A 24,003-nucleotide genomic window follows, 5' to 3' on the forward strand; every position below is an offset into this window, starting at 1 on the left:
GGGTCAGCTGACGACGCCGTAGGCGCCCTCGCCGACCAGGCTCGCAATTCGATATTTCTGAATCTTGCCCGAGCCGGTCAGAGGAAATGCTTCTGCACTGAACCACTCCTTGGGTGCTTTGTGGCGTGCCAGTCGCTCGGTGCAGAACTCGACCAGTTCGGCTGCGGTCGGCTGGTCGGACTCGTCTTTCCACCTGATGACGGCAACCACCCGCTCGCCCCATACCTCGTCAGGCACACCCACGACCGCCACATCGAGGATCTTCGGATGTGTGAAGATCACGGACTCGACCTCTCGCGGATAGATGTTCTCCCCGCCGCGGATGATCATGTCCTTGAGCCGGCCGGTCACCCGGACGTATCCACGCTGATCCATCGTCCCCAAGTCGCCGGTATGTAACCAACCGTCCTTGTCCACGGTGGCGGCCGAAGCCTCCGGGTTGCGGAAGTATTCGGTCATGACGAGGTACCCGCGCGCGCAGATCTCACCTTGTTCGCCGAGTGGCACGCTGTCCCCGGTCACCACGTCGGAGATCTTCACCTCGACCTGCGGCAACGCGAGACCGACCGTCTCCGATTTGTCTTCAGGGGTGTCGGCGGGGCTGGTCTGCGTGATCACGGGGCTCGCCTCGGTTTGTCCGTAGACGATGCTGAACCCCGCACCGAAGGCCGATTCCACCGTGCTCACGAGTTCGGGCGGGACCGACGACCCACCCGACACGACCACCGAACAGGCCGAGAAATCGCGGCTCGCGAAGCTGGCGTCGTTGATCATCGCGATCAGCATAGTCGGAACTCCACTGACCACGTCGGCCCGAAAGCGTTCCGCCGCATCGAGAACCGCAGTCGGGTCGAAATACTGGATCAGACCGATGGACATTCTTCGCTGTGCGGCGCCGAGGACCAGGATGCCGCACCCAGCGGTGTGGAAGAGCGGCATCGCCGAGACCACCGAACCCCGTTCGGGGAATTGACCTCTCCGACTGACGAAATCGGCATTGTTGACCAGTCCTCGGTGATGCAGCAGCGCACCTTTGGGGACACCGGTGGTTCCCGACGTGTACTGGATCTGCGCATTGTCGTCAGGAGAGACTTCCGGGAGTGCGCCCCGCTCGCCCGTCCAACCTCGAACCTGACGATCCCAGTCTTCGAAGTTGACCGCCAGAACTTCCACTCCCGCAATAGAGATCGCCTCGGATGCCACCGCCGCCATGTCACCGCCGCGGAACTTTCCGGTGTGGAACAACCCGCGGGACTGGGACTGCGACAGGACGTACGCCAACTCCTCGGCGCCCAACGCCGGATTGGCAGTCACCAGAACCATTCCGGCGAGCGCGGCGCCGTACTGCAGAATCATCCACTCCGGAATGTTCGGAGCCCAGACCGTTATCCGGTCGCCGCGGTCGAACTGCGACAAGAGGTAGTGCGCGCACCCCTCCGCTTCACCCAGGAGTTCCGCAAAGGTCCAGGTGCGATCCGTTTCGGAGGCACCGGACAACGAATGCGATTGCGTCGGAACCACTTCTCGGATTGCAATCAGGTTCGGCGAGTCCGCGGCGCACTCTCGGAGCAGCCCGCCGACCGTTTGTTCCACTATCGGGTCCGACACGTCCGCGGGGAAGTACGACGTTTCGAGAACACTGCTCATCTCACATCCACTTTCTTTTCGGAAGGGGTGTCGGATTCGGGGAGCGGTCCGCCTCCGTCTGGAATCTTGCGGCCGGAATCGCGGTACTGCACCGCGGCGTGAAATCCGTCGCGTTCGGCAAAATCCTTGAACCAGCGCCCTTCCGGCGAGTGACGCGTAATTCCGTCGAACAGGGTTGCCAGCACCTGGGTGCCCTGCAACCCCATGTTGTCGTACGCCTGATTGATCATCATCTTCTGCATTGCCAATTGATTGAGCGGGACACCGGCGATGCGATCCGCCAACGCCTCCACCGCAGCGTCCAGTTCGTCGGCCGGCACCGATTCGAGCGCCAATCCCCAATCGGCGGCGGTGGCACCGTCAATGGTGTCTCCCGTCAACAACATTCGCTTGGCGCGTTGCGCCCCGAGGCGGTACACCCACATAGCTGTGGTCGGGCAACCCCAGACGCGAGCAGGCGGGTATCCGATGCGGGCGTCGTCAGCCATGATCAGCATGTCGCAGGACAGCGCAATATCGCTTCCGCCTGCGACTGCATGACCCTGAACTTTGCAGATGGTCGGCTTGAGCGATCGCCAGAGGGTGAAGAAGTCGTCGGTGTTCTGCTTCATGCCCCGAAAGTCCTTGATGGGGTCCCACACCGGGCCTTGATTCCACTTTCCGTCGAGATCTCCTTCGGCGAACTTCTTGAGGTCGTACCCGGCGCAAAACGCCTTGCCTGCGCCTTGCAAGATGATCACGCGAACGTCGTCGTCGTCATTGGCCGCCGCAACTGCATTTCGGATGTCCGACGGCATCCGATCGTCGATTGCGTTGAGCCGATCGGGGCGGTTCAGGGTGATGTACGCCTTACCACCAGAGGTCTCGTATTTCAGGGTCGCAAAATCTGTCATCATCGGTCCTGTCGATCGAGCGCATCTCGAACGAAACGAGTTGCGCTAGTTCTGGGTGAGCAGCAGGCGAACGACGCCCGCCCATTGACTGATCGAACGACGCGCAGAGGCATCGCTCTTGTGTACCGCCCGGGACAACGCCAAACCACGGAGCATCAGCACGGTTAGATCTGCAATTTGCGAATAGTTCTCGGAAGCAACAATTTCAGGCCCGAACGCGTCATGGACAACTCGCTGCAAATCCCGCCCGGCGACGCGCTCCGATTCGCGGAGAACCTCCGCCAACACCGGATCCGTCCGAGCCGCCGACCACAGTTCGAGTTCCGCTTGGAACGGCGGCTGAGTCAACGCCGAATACAAAGCGGAGATCGAGTTCTCGATCGTATCCACCGACGGGTCTTGTCGAGACATCGCCGACCTCACCGCCGCCTCGTTCCGCACGACGATATTCGACACCAACGCGGCAGTGAGCTCCTGCATATTCGGAAAGTGGTGCAGGAGAGCGCCCCGACTGACTCCGGCAGCCGTTTGAACCGACTGCGTCGTCAACGACGAATACCCTTCCGCTATCAGTAAATCCGTTGCCGCATCGAGAATCCGATGGCGCGTGGCTTCGCGCTGCGCGTCACGCAGGGTCACGGTCACACCTCCAGCCTCTCGAGTGGCATGGCTCACAGTTTCACAGTCCATTCAGACTGTCAATGGTCGAAGGCCGCCGGCGTACCCTCGATCCACCGGACCTCGGACTGATCGGAGCAACAAGTGAGGACCTCACCGCCGACCGTCTCGCTGACGCTCGATCAACTTGCCTCACGCGCCGCTTCACTGATCACCGACAGCGGCCGACACATTCTCGGCATCGCGGGAGCCCCTGGAGCCGGGAAATCGACGGCTTCACAGGCAATTGCGCAGAAACTGGACTCACTCTGCACCGTCGTCGAGATGGACGGCTTTCACCTTGCCAATCGGGAACTCGACCGACTCGGCAGGCGTGGACAAAAAGGCGCTCCGGAAACTTTCGACGCCGACGGATACGCGGCGCTTCTACACCGCCTCCGATCGGCAGACTCCATTGTGTACGCGCCCGTCTTCGATCGCGAGATCGACGAATCAATCGGCAGCGCAACCGCTGTCGAGCCTCGAACACCGTTGATCGTCACCGAGGGAAACTACCTCCTCCTACCAAACGGCAGCTGGCCACAAGTACGAGCGGCGATCGACACCGTCTGGTACCTCGAGGTTCCGGAGGCGACACGCACGCAGCGGTTGGTGAAACGCCACAGCCGCTTCGGGAGGAGTTCCGAAGCGGCCGCGGACTGGGTGAGACGGGTGGAACAACCGAACGCCGACGTAATCGCAGCGGCCAGGTCACGTGCGGATCTGATCGTGGAGATCCGCACGTGACTGCCGAAGTTCGGCAACTCCCCACACCCACCCGTCATCCAAATGAACGGCGAAGACTACGGTAGTTTGGATTAAAAACCCTGGTCAAGTCGATTTCATATCTCCATACATACGTACGTATGGATCCTCTTTCGGCCATCATCCTCGGGCAACAAACTCTACCGCTGGTCGCCGCCGTCAGTCTGGCTCCTCAGTGAAACTCGACAGTTGCGCAGCAAACAGATTCAGTACGTTTGCGGTTATTCGTTCGGTGAAAGGATCCCGGTGAATCAGTCCACTGACCCACTCGGTCGTCCCGGCATTGAAAACGGTTCCGAGACCGCGCTGATGTGTTGCCACCATTCCCGAACCGTATTCGAACTCGCGCAGATGCTCGGGGAGTTCTCTCCCATAGGCACTTTCGAAGATTCCCGACACCTCGGCGAAGGGCACACCAATCGGAGCGGTGCCGTTCCAGTTGTCCCGTGACCCCGATACTGCCGGCGCCATTGCGATGATTTCCAGATCCTCTGGTGCACCGTCGACACCGGTGGCGTACGGCAGACCCTTCCTGAACGTGTAGTCCGCACCGTCCATTGCGAAAGCAGCAGTACAGACCGGCGCGATTCCGAAGTTGTCACCGTAATACAGGTCGGTTCCGTTCAATGCCCAATGATCGGGCCGGTATACGGTAAAGCCGCCGGATGACCTCGGAGCTGTTGCACCGTAACGGTTGTACACCCCCGCCATCGCGGTCAAACCCATCGTCCACGCGCCCGGCCGATCAATCTCGGGGGAATCCCATGCCGTGGTGACGCGGGTGGGGTCTACTTCTCGTATGGGATCGTCGAAGGGGTTCTTGTAACAAATCTGCGCGTCACCTTCGATGCGTACCTGCCACAGGAAGTTCCCGCCGAATCGCGCCAGGCCGCCTCCTCCTTCGACAAATGCGTCGAGACGATCACGCATTTCCCACGACCAGTACTCGTCGTGACCGACGACGACTGCACACGAATATCCGCGCAGCGCTGAAGGATCCTCATGTAGGTCGTGCTGGGTGATGTGGTGTACGAGAAACGCTTGCTCCTCCGCCCACACCGTGAACGGGCGTTCGTACGTCGCCCAGAATGCGTCGGCGTGATGGCGCGAGTATCCGTTCACCCAGGCCCATTCGTACGGCGGGTGCCGCGGAACCCATCCGATTCCCGGCATATCGGTGTGAATGTTTCGCGCTGCACCTTCGGGTTTGCGCAACATCCCGCGCGCGATGGGACGCTGCGTCGACGAAATCGGTGTCGCCACGTCGCCGAAACCGTCCGGGGCACCACGGAAATTGTTGGCTCCGCCCCAGTCGTTGTAGGCCAACATCGTGCTCGTGGTGTGGATGAGGACCATGTCAGCGTGCTCGGGTTCACGTGCCTTGACAATGAAGAAGCCCTCACGTTCGACGACCACACCTTCGTGGCGCATTCGAACCAGGATCAGGTACATCCCCGAAGCCCAATTCGGTGCAACGGTGAAGGCAACGGATTCCGACCAATCACACCCGGTCGCATAGGCGTCGTCGGGCGTCGACTGTTGTTTGCCTGGTAGCCCGATGTACTTGACGATGCTCTGTGGGCGCGCGCCGTCACGGACCACCTCGATGTCGTATTCGTCAGCGGTGGTGTGCACGCGCACCGAGACGGTATCGCCGGCGAAGTAGGAGAACTTGTCTGCGTAGACCCAGATCTCGGGTGCTCCCGGAATCATTCCCGGCCGTTCGACCAAACCACCAGTGGCCGACCACGCGGCAGCAGCACCCGCGCGACGTGGACGGGTTTTCTCTCTCATGGGTAACTCCGTGGATCGTCGTATTTAGGCGCATGGACTGGGAATGAGGGTGCCCGAGGTCGACCGAATTTCACTCGAAGTTGTCCCGGTGTTCTACGAGAGTGCCGAAACGTTTCGGCATAGTCAATAGCTCTGATGAAACGATTCGGCGCAATTTCTTCGACTGAACAATCGTCCGCCAGGTTCCCCCTGCCGAAACGATTGGGCGTTACTCTTGAGTAGAAACCGCCCAGCAACTAGAGGACGCGACCCCGATGATCACGCCGAACGTCCCGACGCTTCGCGATGTCGCGACAGCCGCCGGCGTCGCCGTGTCCACAGTTTCCTACGCACTCAACGGCAAGGGCAGAGTCGACTCTGCCACCCGGGCGCGTGTTCAAGAGGTTGCGGATCGCTTGGGTTACCGAGCCAATCGGTCGGCACAAAACCTTCGCTCGGGTCGAACCGCCACCCTCGGGTTGATGCTCCCGGCCCCGGACGAGCCTTCCTCGGCCGAGTGCCTCAACTTCGACTGGTACGGCCGTGTGGCGACCGCCGCCACACAGGCAGCGTTCCACGCCGATCACTCACTCCTGTTGTTGCCGTCGACGAAAGACCCGAACGGACTGCGTCGCATCGAGATGGACGGTGTGATCGTCGTCGACCCGATGATGCACGACCCTCGCGTCGACATCTTGAAGAAACTCGGAATACCTTCTGTCGTAGTGGGTCCCGGCAACCCTGAGCAATTCGGATGGAGTATTTCGCCGGATCTCTTCGCCACGACCGAAACGCTCTTGAACCACCTCACCGAACAGGGCGCAACGGATATCCTTGTCCTCAATCCCGGAATGGATTCGGCATGGACTCGCGCAACGACCATCGCTTACCTCGAATGGTGCCGCATCCACGGCGTGTCGCCCCGAGCCACCGACGACCTGGCGTCGTTCGAGGGCGTCAATTCCGTCGAACAACTCGTCGCCGCGGCATACGCGGCGACTCACAAAGCACTGACATCCGAGAATCCCCCTGACGCGATTCTCTCGGTCATCCTCGGTTGCGCCCCCGCCGCTGCACGAGCGGCGCTCGATCTCGGCCTGTCAATTCCCGGAAGTATCTTGATCGCCCAGGACAGTGACGAGCCCGCTCTACTGATCTCCGATCCCCCGATCACCGCCGTCGACTTCTTCCCCGAAGAACAAGCAGCTTTGGCGGTGGAGGCACTTCTTGCACTGATCGACGGTGACGAACCCTCTGCGCCGACCCACACGCGTAGCGAACTACGCATACGAGCAAGCACCGCAAATTCGCTCACCCCATGAATTCACTCGGCACCGATAGACTGATTTCCTGACAATCGTCCGTCGCAGACCGAGAGGAATCAAGCCATCGCGCACCGCTCCCGCGACCGCTTGGCCAGGTACCTCGCCGTAGCGCTCGTCTGCATCTTCACGCTCGTGATCTCGGTCGCCAGCGCCTCCGGTCTCGACCGCGATGTCCCTCCGGTGCGCATCGCTTACGCCGCTGCCGCAGATACTTTCGGCGATCTGTATCTCCCACCCGGATCGGACGGCGACCTGCCAGTCGTCGTATTGATCCACGGCGGCGGCTGGGCGCAGAAGAGCAATCTCGAGTACGCGGGTGCGTGGGCAAAAACGCTGACCCCCTACGGAATTGCGGTCTGGAACATCGAATACAGACGTATAGGTGGGCAGGGCGGTTGGCCGACTACTCTCTCCGATACCGTTGCGGCGACCAACGCGCTTGCCGGCATCGTTCAGGAAAAGGCCTCCGGGCGACTGGATTTGGGCCGCGTGCACATCGCCGGATACTCCGCGGGCGGACAACTGGCCGCGTGGGTCGCGTCGCGACCACAACAGGACACGGATGCTCCCGCGCCTGACCTCAACGTGCCGATTCGTTCGGCGACGATCATGGCCGGCGTCTTCGACATGACACTCGCCGCAACCGCGGGCAAAGATCGATTTGTTCGAAATCTTCTGGGCGGCATGCCGGTCGATCATCCTGACCGTTACCGCATCGCGTCACCGATCGAACATCTCCCCACCGGGCTCCCCGTCACGGCGATCCACGGACTCGGCGACAAGGTCGTGTCGGTCGAACAGAGCCGGCGCTATGCCCGTGCCGCACGAGCAGCAGGCGACGTGGTCGATCTGATCGAACTTCCCGGCGTCGGCCACGGCGACTTCGGAAACCCGACAACCAACGCCTGGGCTATCACCAAGCAAGCAATAATCGATCACGTAAACACTCCTTGAGCAGGTGAAACCGCCTACTGTGAGCATGATCGCCCGCAAAAGGATTAGCTGAAACCAACTCCATGACGTACGGTGGGGTTATCAGAGGGCAGCCGTCAGTCAGGCAGCCGGTCGCTTCGCCCGGAACGACAGTTCCAATATTCGTTCGTTCCAGGGGCAGACTTCCAGTTCGGTGCAAATCCGCGCCTTTGATCACTACGCACTTTCATCAGTCCCGCAGATTGTTGACCAGGCCGAAGGCTCCGACAGAGTCCGCCGCCAATCGCGTACCGACTGCACCAGTATCAACATGCGCTACACACCGCACGGGTCCAAAACCCATGTGGTTCAAAGGAATACCTTGTACAACACCATGATTCACCCCGACGACACGAACAACCAGACGAACAGTGTCCCGACAAACGGACTACGGATCCCGACCAATTCGGGCCGTCTCCGCGAACGGGCTCTCGAAATTGTCTGCACGCTCTACCGCTGCAGCACAGACGAAGCCGCTGACCTGCTGGTACGACATTCTCAGACCAACAATCTCAAGGTCACCAGCCTGATCAAGGCGCTTGTCGCCTTGATCGACGAGGACACCTCCGGCACCGGCTATGGCAACAACAATGCGCTGGCGTCTCACTTCTGGCTTCGCGAGATCAGGAATCTCAGCCAGGCCCACCGACGCAGCGATCACTTTCACCGCCATCTCGTCGGCGCGTAACAGTCGCTGAACGACAACTGACCTGAAACGACAGCTGGGGCAGTACACGGAAATCGTGTACTGCCCCAGCTTCGTTTCGGTAGTCAGGCGGAAGCCGATTCCTTGTTCAGGTCCTGCCGGACGTCGTCGGTATCCGTCGCCTCGTCCACATGCTGCGGAGCGAAGAGCAGGCAGACGATGCTCAGGATGCACATGCCGATCAGCAGTGCGATGACCGGCCAGATGCTGCCCGTTGCCTTGTACATCAGCGTCGAGATCAGCGGAGACAATCCGCCGAAGATCGCGCCGGCACCCTGGTACGCCAACGAGATACTTGTGTAACGAGCCTGCGGCTTGAACATCTGCGAGAGAACGGCGGCGATCGGACCATACGTGGCAGCAAGCACCAGTCGCATGACCGCAAACGTCAGGAAGATCAGGAACACGGATCCGGACTTCAGCACCAGGAACTGCGGCGCTGCGAGTATTGCGACCGCAGCAAGACCCCAGATGACCACGCGGACGCGCCCCACCTTGTCGCCGAGCCACGCAACTCCCAGGGTCGCGATCAACTCGACCACTGCAGCGACACTGAGCGCGTTGAGAATCAGCGTCTCTGACAAGCCGACGTCGGGGTCGGTTGCGTATGCCGTGATGAAGGTCGTCACGAGGTAGTAGCCGCCGACTGCGACCGGCAGAATGCCGATACCGAGGATGATCGGACGCCAGTTGGTCACCAGCGCGTACTTGAGCGGCAGCATCTCCGGAACGTCCGCGGACTTCACCTCGGACTCGAAGACCGGGGACTCCTCGACCTTCAGGCGAACGACCAAGCCGACCAGAATCAGCAGTGCCGAGCAGAGGAACGGCAGACGCCAAGCCCACTCGCGCAGAGCGTCGTCGCCGAAGGTGGAGAGAATGCTGAAGAAACCGGTGGCAAGAAGGGCGCCGGCCGGGTTGCCCAGCTGAGCGAATCCGCCGTAGAAGGTCTTCTTGTCCTCGGGAGCATGCTCGACGGCCATCAGGACTGCGCCACCCCATTCGCCGCCAACGGCGAAGCCCTGGACGAAGCGGAGCACGACCAGCAGTAGCGGCGCCCAGAACCCGATCGACGCGTACGTGGGCAACATGCCGATGAGGAATGTTCCTGCACCCATCAGCGTCAGGGTGACAACAAGAGCGGTGCGTCGGCCCATCTTGTCACCGACATGGCCGAACACGATTCCACCAAGGGGGCGGGCGAAAAACCCGACGGCGTACGTCGCGAACGCCGCCGCAACGCCGGTCAGGCGATCGGTTCCGGGCGGGAAGAAGATGTCACCGAACACCAGGGCGGCTGCCGTGGCATAGACGTAGAAGTCGTACCACTCGATGGTTGTACCGACGAAGGCTGCAAATCCCGCCTTGCGGGCCTTCACGATCTGTTGCTCTCGGTTCATTACTTTTCCTCGGTGGTCGAAGTGCTCGACAATAGGTGGTTATGACCTGAATGTGCGAGTTCGCCGTCGATCCAGGTCTCCCGGACCTCGATCTGCGCAATCGCGTCGGCCGGAACCTCGAGGAGATCCGCGCCCAGAATCACGAAGTCGGCCCGCTTGCCGACCGAGATGCTGCCAAGTTCCGCTTCACGGCCCAGCGCACGCGCGCCGTTGAGCGTGTGAGCCTGCAGTGCCTGGTCGGCGGAGATGCGGAGTGCATCGGAGCCGAGCTGATGGCCCTGACGTGTCACACGAGTGACTGCCGCCTGAATGGCCTCGAGCGGCTTGGGCTCTGCGACCGGGGCGTCGGAGCTGATGGTCACGGGAACCTCGGCAGCGATGAACTCCCCGAGCGGGTTGAACCGCTCGCCCGGAGTGCCGATCGCCGCGGTGACGCCCTCACCCCAGTTGTAATAGTGCTGCGGCTGGTTCACCGGGTAGACACCGGCCAGGTTCATCCGGGCGATCTGCTCGGCCGTCGGGAGTCCGCAATGCTCGATGCGGTGACGCGCGTCGGCGTCGGGGTGAGCCTTCTGCGCTGCTTCGATGGCGTCGAGCACCATGTCGATGGCGGTCGGCGACTGTGCGTGCGTGGCGGTCTGCAGACCCACGGAGTGTGCCTTGGCAATGAGCTCCGAGTAGTCCGCCGGCTCATGGTAGAGCTGCCCGGTGCGGCACGGGTCGCCCACGTAGCCGTCGGGGAAGTATGCGGTCCAGCCTCCGAGAGTGCCGTCGGCGTAGAACTTGATGCCGCCGAACGCGAGCCGCGAATTGCCGAAGGCGCCATGCATTCCCGTGTCGATGACGTGATCGAGGAGATGGCTGAGCATGTACATGCTGACGCGCGTCTTGAGCTGATCCTGCTCGGCCAGACGCAGGTACATGTCGAATTCACGACGCGTCACCTGGCAGTCGCCGATGGTGGTGACGCCGCCGGCCAGGAACTTGTCCTGAGCGACCGACAGCTGGCGAAGGTGCTCTTCCGGCTCGTCCTCGAGATGGAAGTTGGGTCCGTGATGGCCGACCTTCACACCGTTGACACCGGTGAGGATGTTGCACGCGGCGTCGGACAGCTCGCCCGTCAACTCGCCGTCTGCGTCTCGGAAGAACTCGCCACCGGCCGGGTTCTCAGTGCTCGCATCGATGCCGTGCTTGTCGAAAGTGAAGGAGTTGACGACGCCGCCGTGACCGCTCGCGTTCATGAGGTAGACCTCGCGATCGGTGGCCACCTGATCGAGCTCTTCCTTGAGCGGATGACGCCCTTCGATCAGGTTGCGGTGCTCATAGCCGTATCCGCGAATCGGGACACCTGCAGGAGCTGTGAGTGCCGCTTCCTGAAGCAGGGCAATGATTCCGGGAATCGAGTGCGCCTTCTCCGGCCCGCAGTCCACCCAGCTGAGCATCTGTCCGTACATCAACGGGTGCGCGTGCGGATCGACGAATCCGGGGACGACGGTGGCGCCGTCGAGTTCGACCACCGCGGTCGTGCGAGTGCTCAGGCGTCGCGCCTCCGTGCGGCATTCCTCGAGTGTCCCCACCGCGGCAAAGCGGTTTCCGAACACCAGGAACGCTTCGGCTCCCGCCGTGCTGTCGTCAACGGTGTGGATCTTGGCGCCGGTGAAGATCGTGGCGGTGGCGTCGAGCGGCGAGGCTTCGTGCGTGTGCAACTTGCGCATGGTGGTCCTTCGTCGAGATGGTGGTGCAGGTCACTGCGTGTTGAGCGAAAACTACGCCCCGACCTGGAGCTATGCAATGCATCAAAGTTTCAGACCAGGTGGCCCACAACTTTTTTGTACAAGTTTCCGAGCATTTCTGCACTTATCCACATCATCTATGCCCACATGCGACTGTTCTAATAGGAAGCTCATACAGAAAAATCTCTGGAAAAGTTGGGGCATCCATGACGGTCGATCTCGATTCCAAGCTCATCGCTGCTCTTCAACGCAATGGGCGAGCGACGTACCGCGAACTGTCCGTGGCCGTCGATGCCCCACGCGCGGCAGTGTCCACCAGGGTGCAGGCACTACTCGACTCGGGAACGGTGTCCGTGGTTGCCGTCGCACACCCCGAACTTCTCGGCCTGAAGGCACTCGCACACGTGTCGATCGCCGTGTCCGGACCGATGACCCCGGTACTGGACGCGTTGATCGAATCCGAGGCTGCGGTCTACATCTCGGCAGTCAGCGGGCAGTACAACGTGATCGCGGAACTTCGGGTGTCCAGCCACGACGATCTGTACCGCGCTATCGCCGAACTCCGCTCACAGCGTGGCGTCAGATCCGTGAGCACGCTGGTCTACGTCGACGTCATCAAGGGAATCTTCATGCCCGAGACCGCTTTACAAGCCGACATCCGACTCGATTCGACTGACGTCACCTTGATCGAACTGCTCGAACGCAACGGGCGCATGCCATTTCTCGAGCTGGCCGAACACACCGGCCTGTCGCCGAGCGCTGTGCGCAATCGCGTCAATCACCTGATCGCGAGCACGGCACTGCGCGTCGGCGCTGTCGTCAAGCGGCGAGGTGGTGGCCGGACGCTGGCGATGGGCATCGGCGTCAATCTGGGCTCACGGGACGACAACGCGGTATCGGAGATCGAGTCCCTGCCCGGAATCGAATTCCTCGCGCGGACCCTCGGACGGTACGACGTGATCGCGACGGTCGCCGCCAACTCGTCCAACGACCTCCATGCCCTGTCCGAGCGAATCCGGGGCATCGACGGTGTCAGCGGCTTGGAATCGTGGGCGCATCTCGAGGTTTTCAAGGAGCACTACGCCCGCAGCCTGGACGTACGCGGATAATTCCCAAGTCATTGACCCACTCGTGAGAGCACGCTAACCTCGGACAAAGTCATTGACTCACTTACCCGAGGTGGCACACATGTCCGACTCCGGACGCAAGGTAGACATCGTCGCTGCGGCGATCGAGGACGCGATATCGACCGGCCGATGGCCCGTCGGATCGAAACTCCCGCCGGAGACCGCACTGGTCGAGGAATTGGGAGTCGCCCGAAACACCATGCGCGAAGCGGTACGGGCGCTTGCACACGCCGGAGTTCTGTCCGTTCGTCACGGTGGCGGCGTGTACGTCATGGCGGCGTCGCCGGTCGAAGGACTACTCGGGCGCAGGCTCGCCAGAGGTGACGTTCTCGACGTACTGAGCCTGCGACGCGGACTCGAGGTCGAAGCCGCGCGACTTGCAGCGCAGCGCCATACCCCCGAAGATCTCGCGCGGATACATGCAGCCTGGAATGCCCACCCCGGTCACGTCGGCGGCTTCACTGTCGAAGCCGGCATGGCCCTGCACCTTTCGATCGTCGAGGCGTCCCACAATTCCGCACTGATCGACGTCTACCGGGGAGTCCTTGCCGCCGTGACGGATTCGCTGTCCGCAGTCAGTGTCGGTCCAGGTTTCCACGTCGACGAGCACCGACCCTTGATCGCAGCCATCGAGGAACGCAACCCCGACGAAGCAGCGCACGCGGCGGGCGCAGCGCTCGATACGGTCATCGACGCAGTCGAAAGGAGCTTGGCGTGAATCAGGGAAACTGGAACGGTACGACGTATTCGCCTCTTGCCGAGCAACTCTCACCGGCATCGACGGAGGCACTGCGCACGATCGGGCATGTGAGCACGGTGTACGACGTCTGCGCCGGAACCGGGAACTTTGCGCTCCCGGCAGCTCAGTCAGGCATGACGGTCCACGCACTCGACCTCTCCGCCAGCCAGCTCGAGGTCGCACGCGAACGCTGGATTCCCCACCCCGGCACTACCCAACCTACCTTCACGATCGGCGATGCGCAGTCTTTACCCTGGCCGCATTCGAGTGCCGACGCCTGCGTCAGCATCTTCGGGATCATCTTCTGCCCCGACCCCTCGATTGCCCTCGCAGAGATGATGCGGGTGAGCCGGCCAGGCGGAAAGATCTGCGTCGCAACGTGGTCGGAGAACGGGTGGGCAGCAGCACTCCGCCGGGAGGCCGCCTCGGCATGGAATGGCATCACACCACTACCGACGACATGGTCGAGCTCGAGCGAATTCGAGAAGGCGGCAGCCGGATTGGAGTCGGTGAGCTCGGCCTCCCACCTGCTCGAGTGGGAACTACCAGCCGGATCAGATCCCGTCGAGGAACTGTGCGACCAGGCACCGGCGTTGAAGAACTTTCGCGAGGCCGTTCGAAGCACCGGGAATTGGGCTTCGATGTCAGCGCACCTCCGCTCGACGCTCGAGCCCTATCTCAGGTCGAGCGCGGCCGGCCCCGTCGCCACCAGCGAATACATCCTCCACGTTGGCACTGTCCCGAACTCTGACACCGCGCTCTTCCGAACGCGCGGGTAACCCTTTTGGCCGGATACGGTCTCTTCACCGTCCACCGACCCGAAGAGGCCCGCTCGATGTCCGAATCGAACTCCCTGCCCGAATTGAAGCAAGCATCGCAGCAAGCATCGAAACAAACGTTGTCCATGACCGTCCTCATGACGCCGGACATGTCCAATTTCTCGGGCAACGTTCACGGCGGAACGATTCTGAAGTTTCTCGACCAGGTCGCCTATGCGTGCGCGAGTCGATACGCCCAGACGTACGTCGTGACCCTGTCGGTGGATCGTGTGGTGTTCCGCGAACCGGTGCATGTCGGAGAACTCGTCACGTTCAGCGCTTCCGTCAATTACACCGGGCGCACCTCGATGGAAATCGGAATACGCGTCGAAACCGAAGACATTCTTCTCGGAAAATCTCGACACACCAATAGTTGCTACTTCACGATGGTCGCAATGGGCAGCGACGGAAAACCGGCCGAGGTACCCCAACTCCGGCCGACCGGAACAATCGCGAGGCAGCGATTCGAGGCCGGTCGTCGGCGTCGTGAACTGCGCAGAGAGAACGAGCTTCGTGAACAGTCCATCCGGGCTGCAGTTCGGGACTTAACGCCCGAACACGATGACTAAATCCAGTAAAATTTAAGTTATAACCTTATGCATTAAACTGATCGAGTGACTTCGAAGGCACGGGAAAACTATGACGTTGTGATTGTCGGCGCGAGCATCGCGGGATGCGCGGCCGCAATCATGTACGCCCAGCAAGGTCTGCGGATAGCGCTTCTCGACGCTCGCTCCGACATCCGGGCGCACAAAGTCCTGTGCACTCACCACCTACAACCCTGCGGTGCCCCGATCTTGCAACGACTCGGCGCCACGGAAAAACTGCTCGCCCTGGGAATGGTGGAAACCGTTCCGAAATTCTGGACCCCGTGGGGAATGATCACCCCTGATGCTGCAGAGAACTCACCGCCGCCTGGATTCAACGTCCGAAGGGAAACTCTCGACCCCCTCCTGCGCCAACTCGCGAACGACTACCAGAACGTCGACCTTCTTCTCGGACATCGTGTTTCCGGACTACTGACCAAGAACGGCACTACTGCAGGCGTCTACGGCACCGAACAGGGTTCGGCCTTCACTGTCGAAGCACGATTGACCGTCGGAGCAGACGGCAAGGATTCGACCGTCGCACGATCCGCGCGTTGCGACTCGGTGAGTGCGTCCAACGGGCGCTTCAGCTACTTCGCTCAACTCTCCGGACTCGAACGACCCGACGGAGAATCTTCATTGTCGTGGTTCATGGATCCCGACGTCGCCTATCTGCTCCCCAACGACGGCGGAATCAGCGTGCTGGTCGTCTTCCCTGCCCTCGACAAGCTCGGCCCGTTCACTGACGACCTGTCTACTGCTTTCCTCGCGTACGCCAACGCATTACCCGGCGCTCCGCCCGTTCGCCGAGAGCACATCGTCGGGAAGATCGTTGGTACCAAACACTTCTCCACAATCCTCACCGACCCGGTAGGTAACGGGTTCGCACTCATCGGCGACGCCGCGGCAACCAACGACCCGTTATGGGGCATCGGATGCTCGTGGGCACTGGAGACCGCTCAGATGCTGGTCGACGCGACCGCCCAAATGCTGACGGAGACGACGTCACACACACTCGACTCGCATCGGAACGTGAACGCTGCCTTGGCCGAATACCGCAGTGCCAGAGCGAGTATGACGAAACACATCGATTACATGAGCGGTTACGCCGGTGGGCGAAAGTTCACCGCGATCGAACGTCTGCTCATCTCCGCGGCCACACATGACCACGACGAAGCCCAAAGGTTCTACTTGTTCGGTTCCCGGTTGATACCCGCCGAGCAGTATCTCTCGACTCGCTCGGTCGCGCGGGCAGCACAAAAACATCTCAGACACCGTCTGCGTCGTAGATCTGTGGCCGGGACGTAATCTGCCAAGCGTTTTTTCGGCGCCGGCAACGGGGAACCCTCCGATCGCAACCGAGCCGGAGGAGCGACCATGCGTGCACACATCGCCATTCCGAGTGAATCGACTTGTCACAGGTACGTAGTCGCCGTCGCCAGCTCCACCTTCGCCGAATCGGTCATCTGGTGCGACGGCCCCGCGTTCGACGCAGTACTCGTTCTGGGCAGCGAGATTCCGCAGCACAGTGGCCACCGAGCCGTACTCGCCTGGAATCACTACTTCGGGTGGGCGCTCGGCGTGGAAACGACACCGGATACGTCGTTCGCCGTTGTCGAATGCCTCGGTATCGGGAGAATGCCGGACCCGGAACTGTGCGCCGACCGCGCTGTCGAGTTGATTGCCCAGGCGGGTAGTTAAGGAACTCGTCGCGCGGCGCGCAATCCAGCGGGCATAGGATCGAGCGCGAGTTTCGCACGCCCGACGAAAGAGAGCCCGACATGGACCCGGTGAACAGGCCTGCCGGTCAGCTGGCTCTCGAGAACGAACCGGACGGCAGGGCGACTTTGCGGGCGCGTCAGACGCCCCGCAGTGAGCGTCGCAAAATCGGGAAGGGCCTGCGCAAGCGAGTAGCACGATCGTCGCTTGGTGATTGGACGCCCCCGCCCAACCGACGCGATCCGGTCGATCAGGTCAACACGGCACACGAGGGAAGACTCGACTGGTTGGTTCCGATTCGTGTAGGACGCATGGTCGCTTCACCGTACGGTTTCCTGCGCGGTACCGCCGGCTTGATGGCAGAGGACATGGCGCAGCTCCCGTCCACCGGCATCACTCCCGTCATCTGCGGGGATGCGCACGTCGGAAACTTCGGGTTCTACGGGTCCCCGGAACGTGAACTTGTCATAGACCTCAACGATTTCGACGAAGCACATCCGGGCCCCTGGGAATGGGACCTGAGAAGGTTGGCTGCGAGCATCTGGGTGGCCGGGCGGCAGAACGGTCTCACCGAAGCTCAATGCGAAACAGCGACAACCTCGTGTGTGTCCGCATATCGCCTCCACTTGGCAAAGCTTTCCGAGCGTCCACTGTTCGATCGCTCCTTCGACCGGGTCGATCTCGACGGACTGACCGACCACGTCACTGATCCCGGGTTGCTGGCCGAGATCCGCCGCGCCGCGGAGCGGGCACGACGGCGTACGAGCGATCACGCGGTTCCTCGGTTCACTGTCGAGGATCACGGACGGCGCCAGTTGGTCGAAAACCCGCCGCTCACAACACGACTCACGCCGCAGGACACCGACTTCCTCCTGGAGGGTCTGGACGAGTATCTCGAAACCCTTGCACCACACTGGCGCCGAGTCGTCTCGGGATACAACGTCATCGACGTTGCGCACCGGGTTGTCGGAGTCGGAAGCGTCGCTCTGCGTGCATACGTCGCCTTGTGCGAAGGGAGCATCCCGGACGACGTCATCTTCTTGCAGCTCAAGCAGGCTCGCCGATCCGTCGTCGCCCCCTTCGTGCACGGCGACTCGGCCTGGCACGACCATCAAGGACGACGCGTCGCGGAATACCAGCAGGCTCTCCAGACAGTCAGCGATCCACTGCTCGGGTGGTGCACCGTGGACGACCGCCAGTACTACGTCCGTCAGTTCCGGAACATGAAAGGTTCTGTGGACCTGAACAATATCGATGCAGCAGCCTTGACCGACTATGTCGCGATCTGCGGTCGCCTACTGGCCAAAGGACACGCACGAACCAGTGGCGCGTCACTGATTTCCGGTTACCTGGGAACCTCGGACACGGTCGACACCGCCCTCACCCGGTTTGCTCGGCTCTACGCCGATCAAACCGAACGTGACCACGACGCTCTGTGCCGGGCGGTATCGGCCGGTACGATCGCCGCGGAGCCGGGAATCTGATCCCTCACGCCGCGACGATCCTGCCCTGCTCGAACTTCACTCCTCCCCAGATTCCGGTCTGGCCAGTGGCAGAGGCGAATTCGCGACACGATTCCGCAATCGGGCACCTGTTGCACACGTCGGTCGCGTAGTCGTATCCTTCGGACGGAAAGGGAAACCAGCGGTCCGGCTCGGGGTCTCCTCGACATTCCGCCTGCCACCAGGTTCGGTCGTCCGAGATCGGCAGAAGCTCAGCCAGATTCGAGATTTCGTCAGCGCACATCACTTACTCCTTTCGACCGTCACGTCCGACTCAATTCACGCCAGATCTTCTGCTGCACTTTCTCGATGCGTCGAGGCGCCTTCGGTTCCCACAGCAACCGCATGCCGGCCTCCGCCGGTGTGCGATCCGCTTTGCGCTGATTGCAGGAACTGCAGCACGCCACCAGATTCCCCCACGTGTTGGGCCCGTTGCGGCTTCGCGGCTGGACGTGGTCGATGGTCGTTGCTCTGGCGGCGCAGTACGCACATTGACGACCGTCCCGGTCGAAGATGCCGGCGAAGGTCGCTCGGCTGGAATCGGTGACCGTAACCCGGTGGGCGACATACACGTACTCGGCAAGCAGGATCGTCCGAGGCAGTGGTATCTCGACGTGCTTGGAGCGCACCGGAAGTATCGGGATCACGTCTTCGGTGGACTGCGCGGAACCGGTGGCGATCAGGACGATCGCACGATCGGCGCTCACTTCACCGAGGTACTCGTACGTTGCGTTGAGTACCCGGACGGACCGGTTCATCCAACTGTGAGAAGCGGCGGTAGATGCGCGGTTCGGGTTCCGCATGAGACGTCTCAGTTCATGTCGAGGAGTGGAACTCCTGGACGTGAAGACGGCTCAGGAGCAAATGCAAGAAACGGGGAACGGCATATATCCAGCGCCACTCTGTTCCCCGAATGCAGGAAGGGAAATGCCGCGGGGTGAGTGCCCGCGCAGGTGCAACGCTTGCTTCGAGTCGCGCATGCCTGTCCCTTCCACTTCTTGTTCTCTTCACCGACGATTGCCGGCGCCCATCATCACACGGAAGGCATCCTCATCGATATTGATTTATCAGGCCGGAATAGCCGTCCAGCAAAGGCCGCGGTTTGACGCCGGAACACGCGGCTTGATCGAATGAGCCATGACTTCGTCGTACATCGACCTACGCTCGGACACCGTCACCAAGCCTGATGCGGAGATGCGGAAGGCGATGGCTGACGCCGAGGTCGGTGACGACGTCCTCGATCACGACCCGACCATGGCGGCGCTCGAGGAAGAGGTCGCACATACTCTGGGCTTTCCGGCGGCCTTGTGGGTACCGAGCGGATCGATGGGCAACCTGATTGCGCTGATGCTGCACCTTCGCCGCGGCGATCAGTTCCTCGCACCGGAACACTCTCACGTCTTGGGGTCAGAGTTGGGCACCGCTGCTTGGCTCGCACAGGGAATGCCGATGGCGCTGCCGCACGACGGCGGACCCGGACGTCCCAGTCCCGAGACCGTCGTGAAGGCGGCGGGCTCCCCCGGCCCGTACTTCACGTTGAACACCACGCTGCTCTGTCTCGAGAACACCCACAATTTCGCCGGCGGCGCCGTCATGAATCCGACGGAGTGGACGAAACTGGTCGACGCGGCGAGATCACGCGGCTTGAAGATTCATCTCGACGGCGCCCGCCTCTGGAATGCCGCTGCTGCACTCGATGTTTCGCCCACCGAACTGACTTCCGGCGCCGATACCGTCCAGGTGTGCCTGAGCAAGGGACTCGGTGCGCCGGTCGGCTCGATTCTGGCCGCATCACCTGAATTGATCACCGAAGCCCGAAGGATCCGCAAGATGCTCGGCGGCGGCGTTCGTCAGGGCGGGGTGCTTGCCGCAGCCGGCATCGTCGCGCTTCGCTCACAAGCTCGCCTGTCCGACGATCACGACAATGCGCAACGCCTGGCATCGGGCCTTCGTGAACGCGGTTGGGCTGTCGACGAACCCGCAACCAACATCGTTCTCGCCGCCACAGCCGATCCGTCGGCCACCGTTGCTCAGCTCGCCGCTGTCGACGTCGGTGCAGTCACCGTCGCCGGGAAGGTTCGGTTCGTGACACATCGAGACGTGAGCACTGCCGACATCGACGAAGTTCTGTCCCGACTAGCCGCCTGAGCTACACCATCAGCGGTTGAACCTCCTGCGCGACAAGGCGAATGAACTCGCGGACGTCCGGCTCGTCAACGGTCGGTTGGAGTACCACGGTGGTTGCACCCGCGTCCACCCATCGCACTGCTGCGGCCGCAACGTCGGCCGCGGTCCCCACGGCAATCGCTTCCTCCGGCGACTCGCACCCTGACGCTGCGGCCTCGGCAAGGGCGCGCTCACGACCGCTGGAACCAAATGCACAGATGACGTAAACGACCACCTCGAGATCCTGCGCTCCGATATGAGCGATCGCCCGGCGAACGCCTTCCGGGGTCGTCCCACCCGAGAGCACGGTGCCCTGCGCCAACTCACCACTGAGCGCCAAAGTCTTTGGCCCCGTGGCACCGACGAGCAACTGCGGCACCTTCTCGGGCGGCCACGCCAGCTTGACGTCCGTGAGATTCACGTATCGACCGGATACCGTCACCGACTCACCGCGCAGTAATCGCTCGAGTGCTCCGAACTGCTCCCGGAGGAGGGTCAACGGCGATTCGACCTTGGCGCCGATCTGCCGCATCCAACTCTGAACGCCGTGACCGAAGCCAACCCGCAGTCGATCCGGATGAACTCTGGCCAGCGCCGAAATCTCCATCGCCGTGATCGCGGTGTTGCGCATCGGAGTCGGCAGCACACCGATCGCTACTCCCAGGCGCGTGGTTTCGGCCAATACAGTTGCAGCAGTGGCTATTCCTCCGCCGAAGAAGCAGTCCTCCCACAGCCAGACCTCATCGATACCGACTTCGTCGGCATACCCCGCATGCCGAACCAGATCTTCCGGGGATTGCTCCGGGCGCAGGACCACGGCAATCCGTGCGGCGCTCATGCCGTCACCAGAAACGCAGCGATCTCGTCAGCTGTTCGGCGACCCTGTTCGCGTCCCAGTTCGGCTGCCGGGCGCCTTGTCGCCGGCGAGAGAGAGTTGGTTCCGATCGCTTCCACGACGGCGTCGTCGGCGAAGATCGCCAGTACCCGTGACTGCGTCATCGCGTCGATTTCCTCTCGTAGGCTGCCGCCCAGCAGATTCGGGGCGGGATCGGCAGCAGGTGAAAGAACCACGACCACATCGCAGTCGGCAGCCAAATGAACATTCGAGCCACTTGCCATTCCGCTGTCCATGTACCGGTCGCCCTCGATCATGACTACCGGCCACACCCCTGGTACGGCGCAACTTGCTCCGACTGCGTCGATCAGTTCTACGCCGTCAGCACTGCCGAACACCCTCAACTCACCGGTTTGTGCGTTGATCGCCGGGATGCGCAACTCCCGCTCGGGCCACAACCGATTGGGCAGCCTTGCCTCGATGACCGCACGACGCACGGCGGGTTCGACGGTGTCGGCGGCCATCGCTGCCTCGCCGAGCGCACGAAGTTGTTCGGACCGATCCGCGGAGCCCGCGATCGCGTCGACGAACATCTGACCGAGGACCTCGACATCTACCTCCGGATCGATCTCACCGGTCGCAGCGGCCGTTTGTGCGTCGAAAAGCTCCTGAAGTGTCGCGCCGCCCGCAATCTGAGCAGTCACGGTGGAACCTGCAGAAGTGCCGATCAATACGTCCGCTGCCAGCAGCGCTGCGGCAGCGTCCGGCGATTTGTCCTGAACGCCCAACAGAAAACCGGTTTCCCAGGCGATTCCCGCAACGCCGCCACCGGCAAGTACCAACCCCAATTTCACGCCGTCCACCTCTCGTCGATCACGATCCGTGCCCGAACTCGACGTTAGACCTACTCTGAAGTGATGTTCATGCGCAGCGCAAAGACATTTGTTCCCGACGCACTCCGCGGGTTGATCGCATCCACCGACGACATCGCGTGGAACCCCGATCCCGGATACCTCACTCGTGCACAGCCCCTTCCACGCGGGCGAGTCGCGCTCGTCTCCGGCGGCGGCTCGGGTCACGAACCCATGCACGCCGGATTCATCGGCGAAGGAATGCTCACGGCCGTCTGTCCCGGGTTGATCTTCAGCTCACCCAACGCACTGCAGATCCATGAAGGATCCAAAGCTGCCGACGCCGGTGGCGGCGTCCTGCACATCGTGAAGAACTACACCGGCGACGTGATGAATTTCGGTATCGCACGGGAACTACTCCGCGAGGACAAGATCGACACGGACGTCGTCTTGGTCGACGACGACGTCGCGACCGAACGCGCAGACGGTAGCGGCCCAGGGCGACGCGGCACTGCGGCAACGATCGTGGTGGAGAAGGTCTGCGGCGCGTCGGCCGCCCGCGGTGACGACCTGGCCGAGGTGACCCGGATCGGACAACACGTCGCGCACTCGGCTCGCAGCATGGCCGTCGCTCTTCGCCCATGCACCTTGCCGGGGGCTGACGAGCCGTCGTTCGACCTACCGGACGGGCAGATGGAACTTGGTATCGGAATCCACGGCGAACGCGGCACAGAACGCGTGGACGCCCTGCCCGCACCGGAATTGGTGCGACGGCTGACGGATCCGATCATCGAGTCCCTGAGTCTCGCCGAAGGTGATCACGTCATTACGGTCGTCAACGGGCTGGGGGCCACCCACCCAATGGAGCTGCAACTACTGTTCGCCGAACTCGGAGATTATCTGGCCGACCAGGGAATTCACATCGAGCGGACGCTGATCGGAACGTTCGTCACTGCATTGAACATGGCCGGAGCATCCATCACCCTTGTTCGCACAAACAAAGAAATCCTCGAATTATGGGACGCACCAACAAAAGCGCCCGCCTGGCCGAATGCTATGGCACGTGAGTACAGCGGCATGGGCAAGCGTGAATCATTCGGTCCCACATTCACACCCGACACCTCACGCACTGCCGAAAGCAGCTTCGTCGGCGGCTGGATTGCGGACTGGGCCGCGAAGGTACTGGAGCAGGAACCTGCCCTGACCGATCTCGACCGACGAGCAGGAGACGGCGACTTCGGGACCAACATGGTGGCCGCACTGGATCAGCTCGACATCTCAGCGATCCGTGACACCTATTCCACTGCAACGATATTCGATGCAGTCTCCCAGGCGTACCTCGGTCACGCCGGCGGTACGTCCGGCGCGTTGTTCGGCATCTGGTTCCGGCATTTCTTCCGCGTCGCCGCAGAATCAGCGGACTCCGAACTCGACCTCGGTGCGATCGCGACTGCAGCACGGGCGGGGCTCGACAACATCACCTCGCTCGGCGGCGCACGCGTCGGCGACAAGACGATGGTCGACGCGATAGTTCCGGCGGTCGAGTCGTTGGAGCAATCCGTGAACTCGGGAGCCGATCGGGACGCCGCTCTGGCCAGCGCAGCGGCAGCGGCGGCGGCCGGCGCGGAGTCGACCGAAACCATGCTCGCGAACCGCGGACGTGCAAGTTATGTGGGCGAAGCCGCTCGCGGAGTGGTCGATCCGGGAGCGCTACTCATAGCGTGGTTCTTCGCTAGTGCAGTGGGTCACTAGCGAGCACTTCGGAGCTGTGACTAATCTGGCAGCCAC

At 62.0% G+C, this 24,003-nt stretch carries 23 protein-coding genes; 13 read left to right on the forward strand and 10 right to left on the reverse strand.

The annotated features are described in order from the left end of the window. Nucleotides 1–3 precede the first annotated feature (3 nt). Genes ABX74_RS03425 through ABX74_RS03435 form a run of 3 tightly spaced genes read right to left on the reverse strand, consistent with a single transcriptional unit; the run spans nt 4 to nt 3,185 of the window. On the reverse strand, nt 4–1,647 hold the full coding sequence (locus ABX74_RS03425; protein ID WP_047888242.1) for an AMP-binding protein: 1,644 nt from the start codon (nt 1,645–1,647) through the stop codon (nt 4–6). Next, nucleotides 1,644–2,543, reverse strand: a complete 900-nt coding sequence (locus ABX74_RS03430; RefSeq protein ID WP_047888243.1) for a crotonase/enoyl-CoA hydratase family protein — start codon at nt 2,541–2,543, stop codon at nt 1,644–1,646. The genes ABX74_RS03425 and ABX74_RS03430 overlap by 4 nt, the downstream gene beginning before the upstream one ends. 42 nt (nt 2,544–2,585) lie before the next feature. After that, nucleotides 2,586–3,185 (reverse strand): TetR/AcrR family transcriptional regulator, encoded by a 600-nt coding sequence (locus tag ABX74_RS03435; protein ID WP_223257818.1) that lies wholly within the window; start codon nt 3,183–3,185, stop codon nt 2,586–2,588. Between the two features lie 117 nt (nt 3,186–3,302). Between ABX74_RS03435 and ABX74_RS03440 the strand changes: the two genes are divergently transcribed. After that, nucleotides 3,303–3,944 carry a nucleoside/nucleotide kinase family protein gene (locus ABX74_RS03440; RefSeq protein ID WP_047888244.1) on the forward strand — a complete coding sequence of 214 codons (642 nt, stop codon included), beginning with the start codon at nt 3,303–3,305 and terminating at the stop codon, nt 3,942–3,944. Between the two features lie 177 nt (nt 3,945–4,121). Here ABX74_RS03440 and ABX74_RS03445 read toward each other — a convergent pair whose 3' ends face one another. Beyond that, nucleotides 4,122–5,756, reverse strand: a complete 1,635-nt coding sequence (locus tag ABX74_RS03445) for a N,N-dimethylformamidase beta subunit family domain-containing protein (RefSeq protein ID WP_047888245.1) — start codon at nt 5,754–5,756, stop codon at nt 4,122–4,124. 254 nt (nt 5,757–6,010) lie between these two features. Here ABX74_RS03445 and ABX74_RS03450 point away from each other — a divergent pair, with 254 nt between their 5' ends. From ABX74_RS03450 to ABX74_RS03460, 3 genes are all read left to right on the forward strand, one after another. Continuing rightward, entirely contained in the window at nt 6,011–7,057 is a 1,047-nt protein-coding gene (locus tag ABX74_RS03450) for a LacI family DNA-binding transcriptional regulator (protein ID WP_047888246.1), read from the forward strand. A 90-nt stretch (nt 7,058–7,147) separates the two neighbouring features. After that, nucleotides 7,148–8,014: an alpha/beta hydrolase family protein gene (locus tag ABX74_RS03455; RefSeq protein ID WP_047888247.1), complete on the forward strand. Its 867-nt coding sequence runs from the start codon at nt 7,148–7,150 to the stop codon at nt 8,012–8,014. A 172-nt stretch (nt 8,015–8,186) separates the two neighbouring features. Beyond that, entirely contained in the window at nt 8,187–8,720 is a 534-nt protein-coding gene (locus tag ABX74_RS03460) for an ANTAR domain-containing protein (RefSeq protein WP_223257819.1), read from the forward strand. A gap of 83 nt (nt 8,721–8,803) precedes the next feature. Here ABX74_RS03460 and ABX74_RS03465 read toward each other — a convergent pair whose 3' ends face one another. Next, nucleotides 8,804–10,138: an MFS transporter gene (locus ABX74_RS03465; protein WP_047888248.1), complete on the reverse strand. Its 1,335-nt coding sequence runs from the start codon at nt 10,136–10,138 to the stop codon at nt 8,804–8,806. After that, on the reverse strand, nt 10,138–11,853 hold the full coding sequence (locus tag ABX74_RS03470) for an amidohydrolase (protein ID WP_047888249.1): 1,716 nt from the start codon (nt 11,851–11,853) through the stop codon (nt 10,138–10,140). The genes ABX74_RS03465 and ABX74_RS03470 overlap by 1 nt, the downstream gene beginning before the upstream one ends. A 224-nt stretch (nt 11,854–12,077) precedes the next feature. Between ABX74_RS03470 and ABX74_RS03475 the strand changes: the two genes are divergently transcribed. The 7 genes from ABX74_RS03475 to ABX74_RS03505 all read left to right on the forward strand — a co-directional run bounded on the left by ABX74_RS03475 (nt 12,078) and on the right by ABX74_RS03505 (nt 18,345). Next, nucleotides 12,078–12,980 carry an Lrp/AsnC family transcriptional regulator gene (locus ABX74_RS03475; RefSeq protein WP_019745816.1) on the forward strand — a complete coding sequence of 301 codons (903 nt, stop codon included), beginning with the start codon at nt 12,078–12,080 and terminating at the stop codon, nt 12,978–12,980. A gap of 79 nt (nt 12,981–13,059) precedes the next feature. Then, nucleotides 13,060–13,716 carry a FadR/GntR family transcriptional regulator gene (locus tag ABX74_RS03480; RefSeq protein WP_019745817.1) on the forward strand — a complete coding sequence of 219 codons (657 nt, stop codon included), beginning with the start codon at nt 13,060–13,062 and terminating at the stop codon, nt 13,714–13,716. Next, on the forward strand, nt 13,713–14,516 hold the full coding sequence (locus ABX74_RS03485; protein WP_047888250.1) for a class I SAM-dependent methyltransferase: 804 nt from the start codon (nt 13,713–13,715) through the stop codon (nt 14,514–14,516). The genes ABX74_RS03480 and ABX74_RS03485 overlap by 4 nt, the downstream gene beginning before the upstream one ends. Nucleotides 14,517–14,641: 125 nt before the next feature. Next, the gene (locus tag ABX74_RS03490) at nt 14,642–15,124 is read left to right on the forward strand and encodes an acyl-CoA thioesterase (RefSeq protein ID WP_029256546.1); all 483 of its coding nucleotides are present in this window, start codon (nt 14,642–14,644) and stop codon (nt 15,122–15,124) included. A 45-nt stretch (nt 15,125–15,169) separates the two neighbouring features. Next, nucleotides 15,170–16,450, forward strand: coding sequence for an NAD(P)/FAD-dependent oxidoreductase (locus ABX74_RS03495; RefSeq protein WP_020971174.1), 1,281 nt, complete (start codon nt 15,170–15,172; stop codon nt 16,448–16,450). A 69-nt stretch (nt 16,451–16,519) separates the two neighbouring features. Next, entirely contained in the window at nt 16,520–16,843 is a 324-nt protein-coding gene (locus tag ABX74_RS03500) for a DUF6292 family protein (protein WP_019745820.1), read from the forward strand. A gap of 80 nt (nt 16,844–16,923) precedes the next feature. Next, nucleotides 16,924–18,345 (forward strand): DUF2252 domain-containing protein, encoded by a 1,422-nt coding sequence (locus tag ABX74_RS03505; RefSeq protein ID WP_019745821.1) that lies wholly within the window; start codon nt 16,924–16,926, stop codon nt 18,343–18,345. 4 nt (nt 18,346–18,349) lie between these two features. On the opposite strand, the gene ABX74_RS03510 is transcribed toward ABX74_RS03505, so the two are convergent. Both ABX74_RS03510 and ABX74_RS03515 read right to left on the reverse strand, forming a co-directional pair. Continuing rightward, complete coding sequence (locus ABX74_RS03510; protein ID WP_003943196.1) at nt 18,350–18,607, reverse strand: WhiB family transcriptional regulator; 258 nt, start codon at nt 18,605–18,607, stop codon at nt 18,350–18,352. A 19-nt stretch (nt 18,608–18,626) separates the two neighbouring features. Next, nucleotides 18,627–19,166, reverse strand: a complete 540-nt coding sequence (locus ABX74_RS03515) for an HNH endonuclease (protein ID WP_020971175.1) — start codon at nt 19,164–19,166, stop codon at nt 18,627–18,629. 334 nt (nt 19,167–19,500) lie between these two features. Here ABX74_RS03515 and ABX74_RS03520 point away from each other — a divergent pair, with 334 nt between their 5' ends. Continuing rightward, nucleotides 19,501–20,511 carry a threonine aldolase family protein gene (locus ABX74_RS03520; protein WP_019745824.1) on the forward strand — a complete coding sequence of 337 codons (1,011 nt, stop codon included), beginning with the start codon at nt 19,501–19,503 and terminating at the stop codon, nt 20,509–20,511. A gap of 1 nt (nt 20,512) precedes the next feature. Here ABX74_RS03520 and ABX74_RS03525 read toward each other — a convergent pair whose 3' ends face one another. Further along, a complete protein-coding gene (locus tag ABX74_RS03525; RefSeq protein WP_020971177.1) occupies nt 20,513–21,367 on the reverse strand; it encodes an LLM class flavin-dependent oxidoreductase in 855 nt (284 codons plus the stop codon). Further along, nucleotides 21,364–22,227 carry a patatin-like phospholipase family protein gene (locus tag ABX74_RS03530; protein ID WP_047888251.1) on the reverse strand — a complete coding sequence of 288 codons (864 nt, stop codon included), beginning with the start codon at nt 22,225–22,227 and terminating at the stop codon, nt 21,364–21,366. The genes ABX74_RS03525 and ABX74_RS03530 overlap by 4 nt, the downstream gene beginning before the upstream one ends. Nucleotides 22,228–22,281: 54 nt before the next feature. On the opposite strand from ABX74_RS03530, the gene ABX74_RS03535 reads away from it, so the two are divergent. After that, nucleotides 22,282–23,967, forward strand: coding sequence for a dihydroxyacetone kinase family protein (locus tag ABX74_RS03535; RefSeq protein ID WP_047888252.1), 1,686 nt, complete (start codon nt 22,282–22,284; stop codon nt 23,965–23,967). Nucleotides 23,968–24,003 lie beyond the last annotated feature (36 nt).

The organism is Rhodococcus sp. ARP2 (assembly GCF_001029585.1).
In the GTDB taxonomy this organism is placed as follows: domain Bacteria; phylum Actinomycetota; class Actinomycetes; order Mycobacteriales; family Mycobacteriaceae; genus Rhodococcus_F; species Rhodococcus_F erythropolis.

Bases quoted from the DNA above. Each gene is read 5' to 3' on its own strand.
- ABX74_RS03425 (WP_047888242.1), bottom strand. From the start codon at position 1,647: ATGAGCAGTGTTCTCGAAACGTCGTACTTCCCCGCGGACGTGTCGGAC.
- ABX74_RS03430 (WP_047888243.1), bottom strand. From the start codon at position 2,543: ATGATGACAGATTTTGCGACCCTGAAATACGAGACCTCTGGTGGTAAG.
- ABX74_RS03445 (WP_047888245.1), bottom strand. From the start codon at position 5,756: ATGAGAGAGAAAACCCGTCCACGTCGCGCGGGTGCTGCTGCCGCGTGG.
- ABX74_RS03450 (WP_047888246.1), top strand. From the start codon at position 6,011: ATGATCACGCCGAACGTCCCGACGCTTCGCGATGTCGCGACAGCCGCC.
- ABX74_RS03465 (WP_047888248.1), bottom strand. From the start codon at position 10,138: ATGAACCGAGAGCAACAGATCGTGAAGGCCCGCAAGGCGGGATTTGCA.
- ABX74_RS03470 (WP_047888249.1), bottom strand. From the start codon at position 11,853: ATGCGCAAGTTGCACACGCACGAAGCCTCGCCGCTCGACGCCACCGCC.
- ABX74_RS03475 (WP_019745816.1), top strand. From the start codon at position 12,078: ATGACGGTCGATCTCGATTCCAAGCTCATCGCTGCTCTTCAACGCAAT.
- ABX74_RS03480 (WP_019745817.1), top strand. From the start codon at position 13,060: ATGTCCGACTCCGGACGCAAGGTAGACATCGTCGCTGCGGCGATCGAG.
- ABX74_RS03490 (WP_029256546.1), top strand. From the start codon at position 14,642: ATGACCGTCCTCATGACGCCGGACATGTCCAATTTCTCGGGCAACGTT.
- ABX74_RS03500 (WP_019745820.1), top strand. From the start codon at position 16,520: ATGCGTGCACACATCGCCATTCCGAGTGAATCGACTTGTCACAGGTAC.
- ABX74_RS03505 (WP_019745821.1), top strand. From the start codon at position 16,924: ATGGACCCGGTGAACAGGCCTGCCGGTCAGCTGGCTCTCGAGAACGAA.
- ABX74_RS03510 (WP_003943196.1), bottom strand. From the start codon at position 18,607: ATGTGCGCTGACGAAATCTCGAATCTGGCTGAGCTTCTGCCGATCTCG.
- ABX74_RS03515 (WP_020971175.1), bottom strand. From the start codon at position 19,166: ATGCGGAACCCGAACCGCGCATCTACCGCCGCTTCTCACAGTTGGATG.
- ABX74_RS03520 (WP_019745824.1), top strand. From the start codon at position 19,501: ATGACTTCGTCGTACATCGACCTACGCTCGGACACCGTCACCAAGCCT.
- ABX74_RS03525 (WP_020971177.1), bottom strand. From the start codon at position 21,367: ATGAGCGCCGCACGGATTGCCGTGGTCCTGCGCCCGGAGCAATCCCCG.
- ABX74_RS03535 (WP_047888252.1), top strand. From the start codon at position 22,282: ATGTTCATGCGCAGCGCAAAGACATTTGTTCCCGACGCACTCCGCGGG.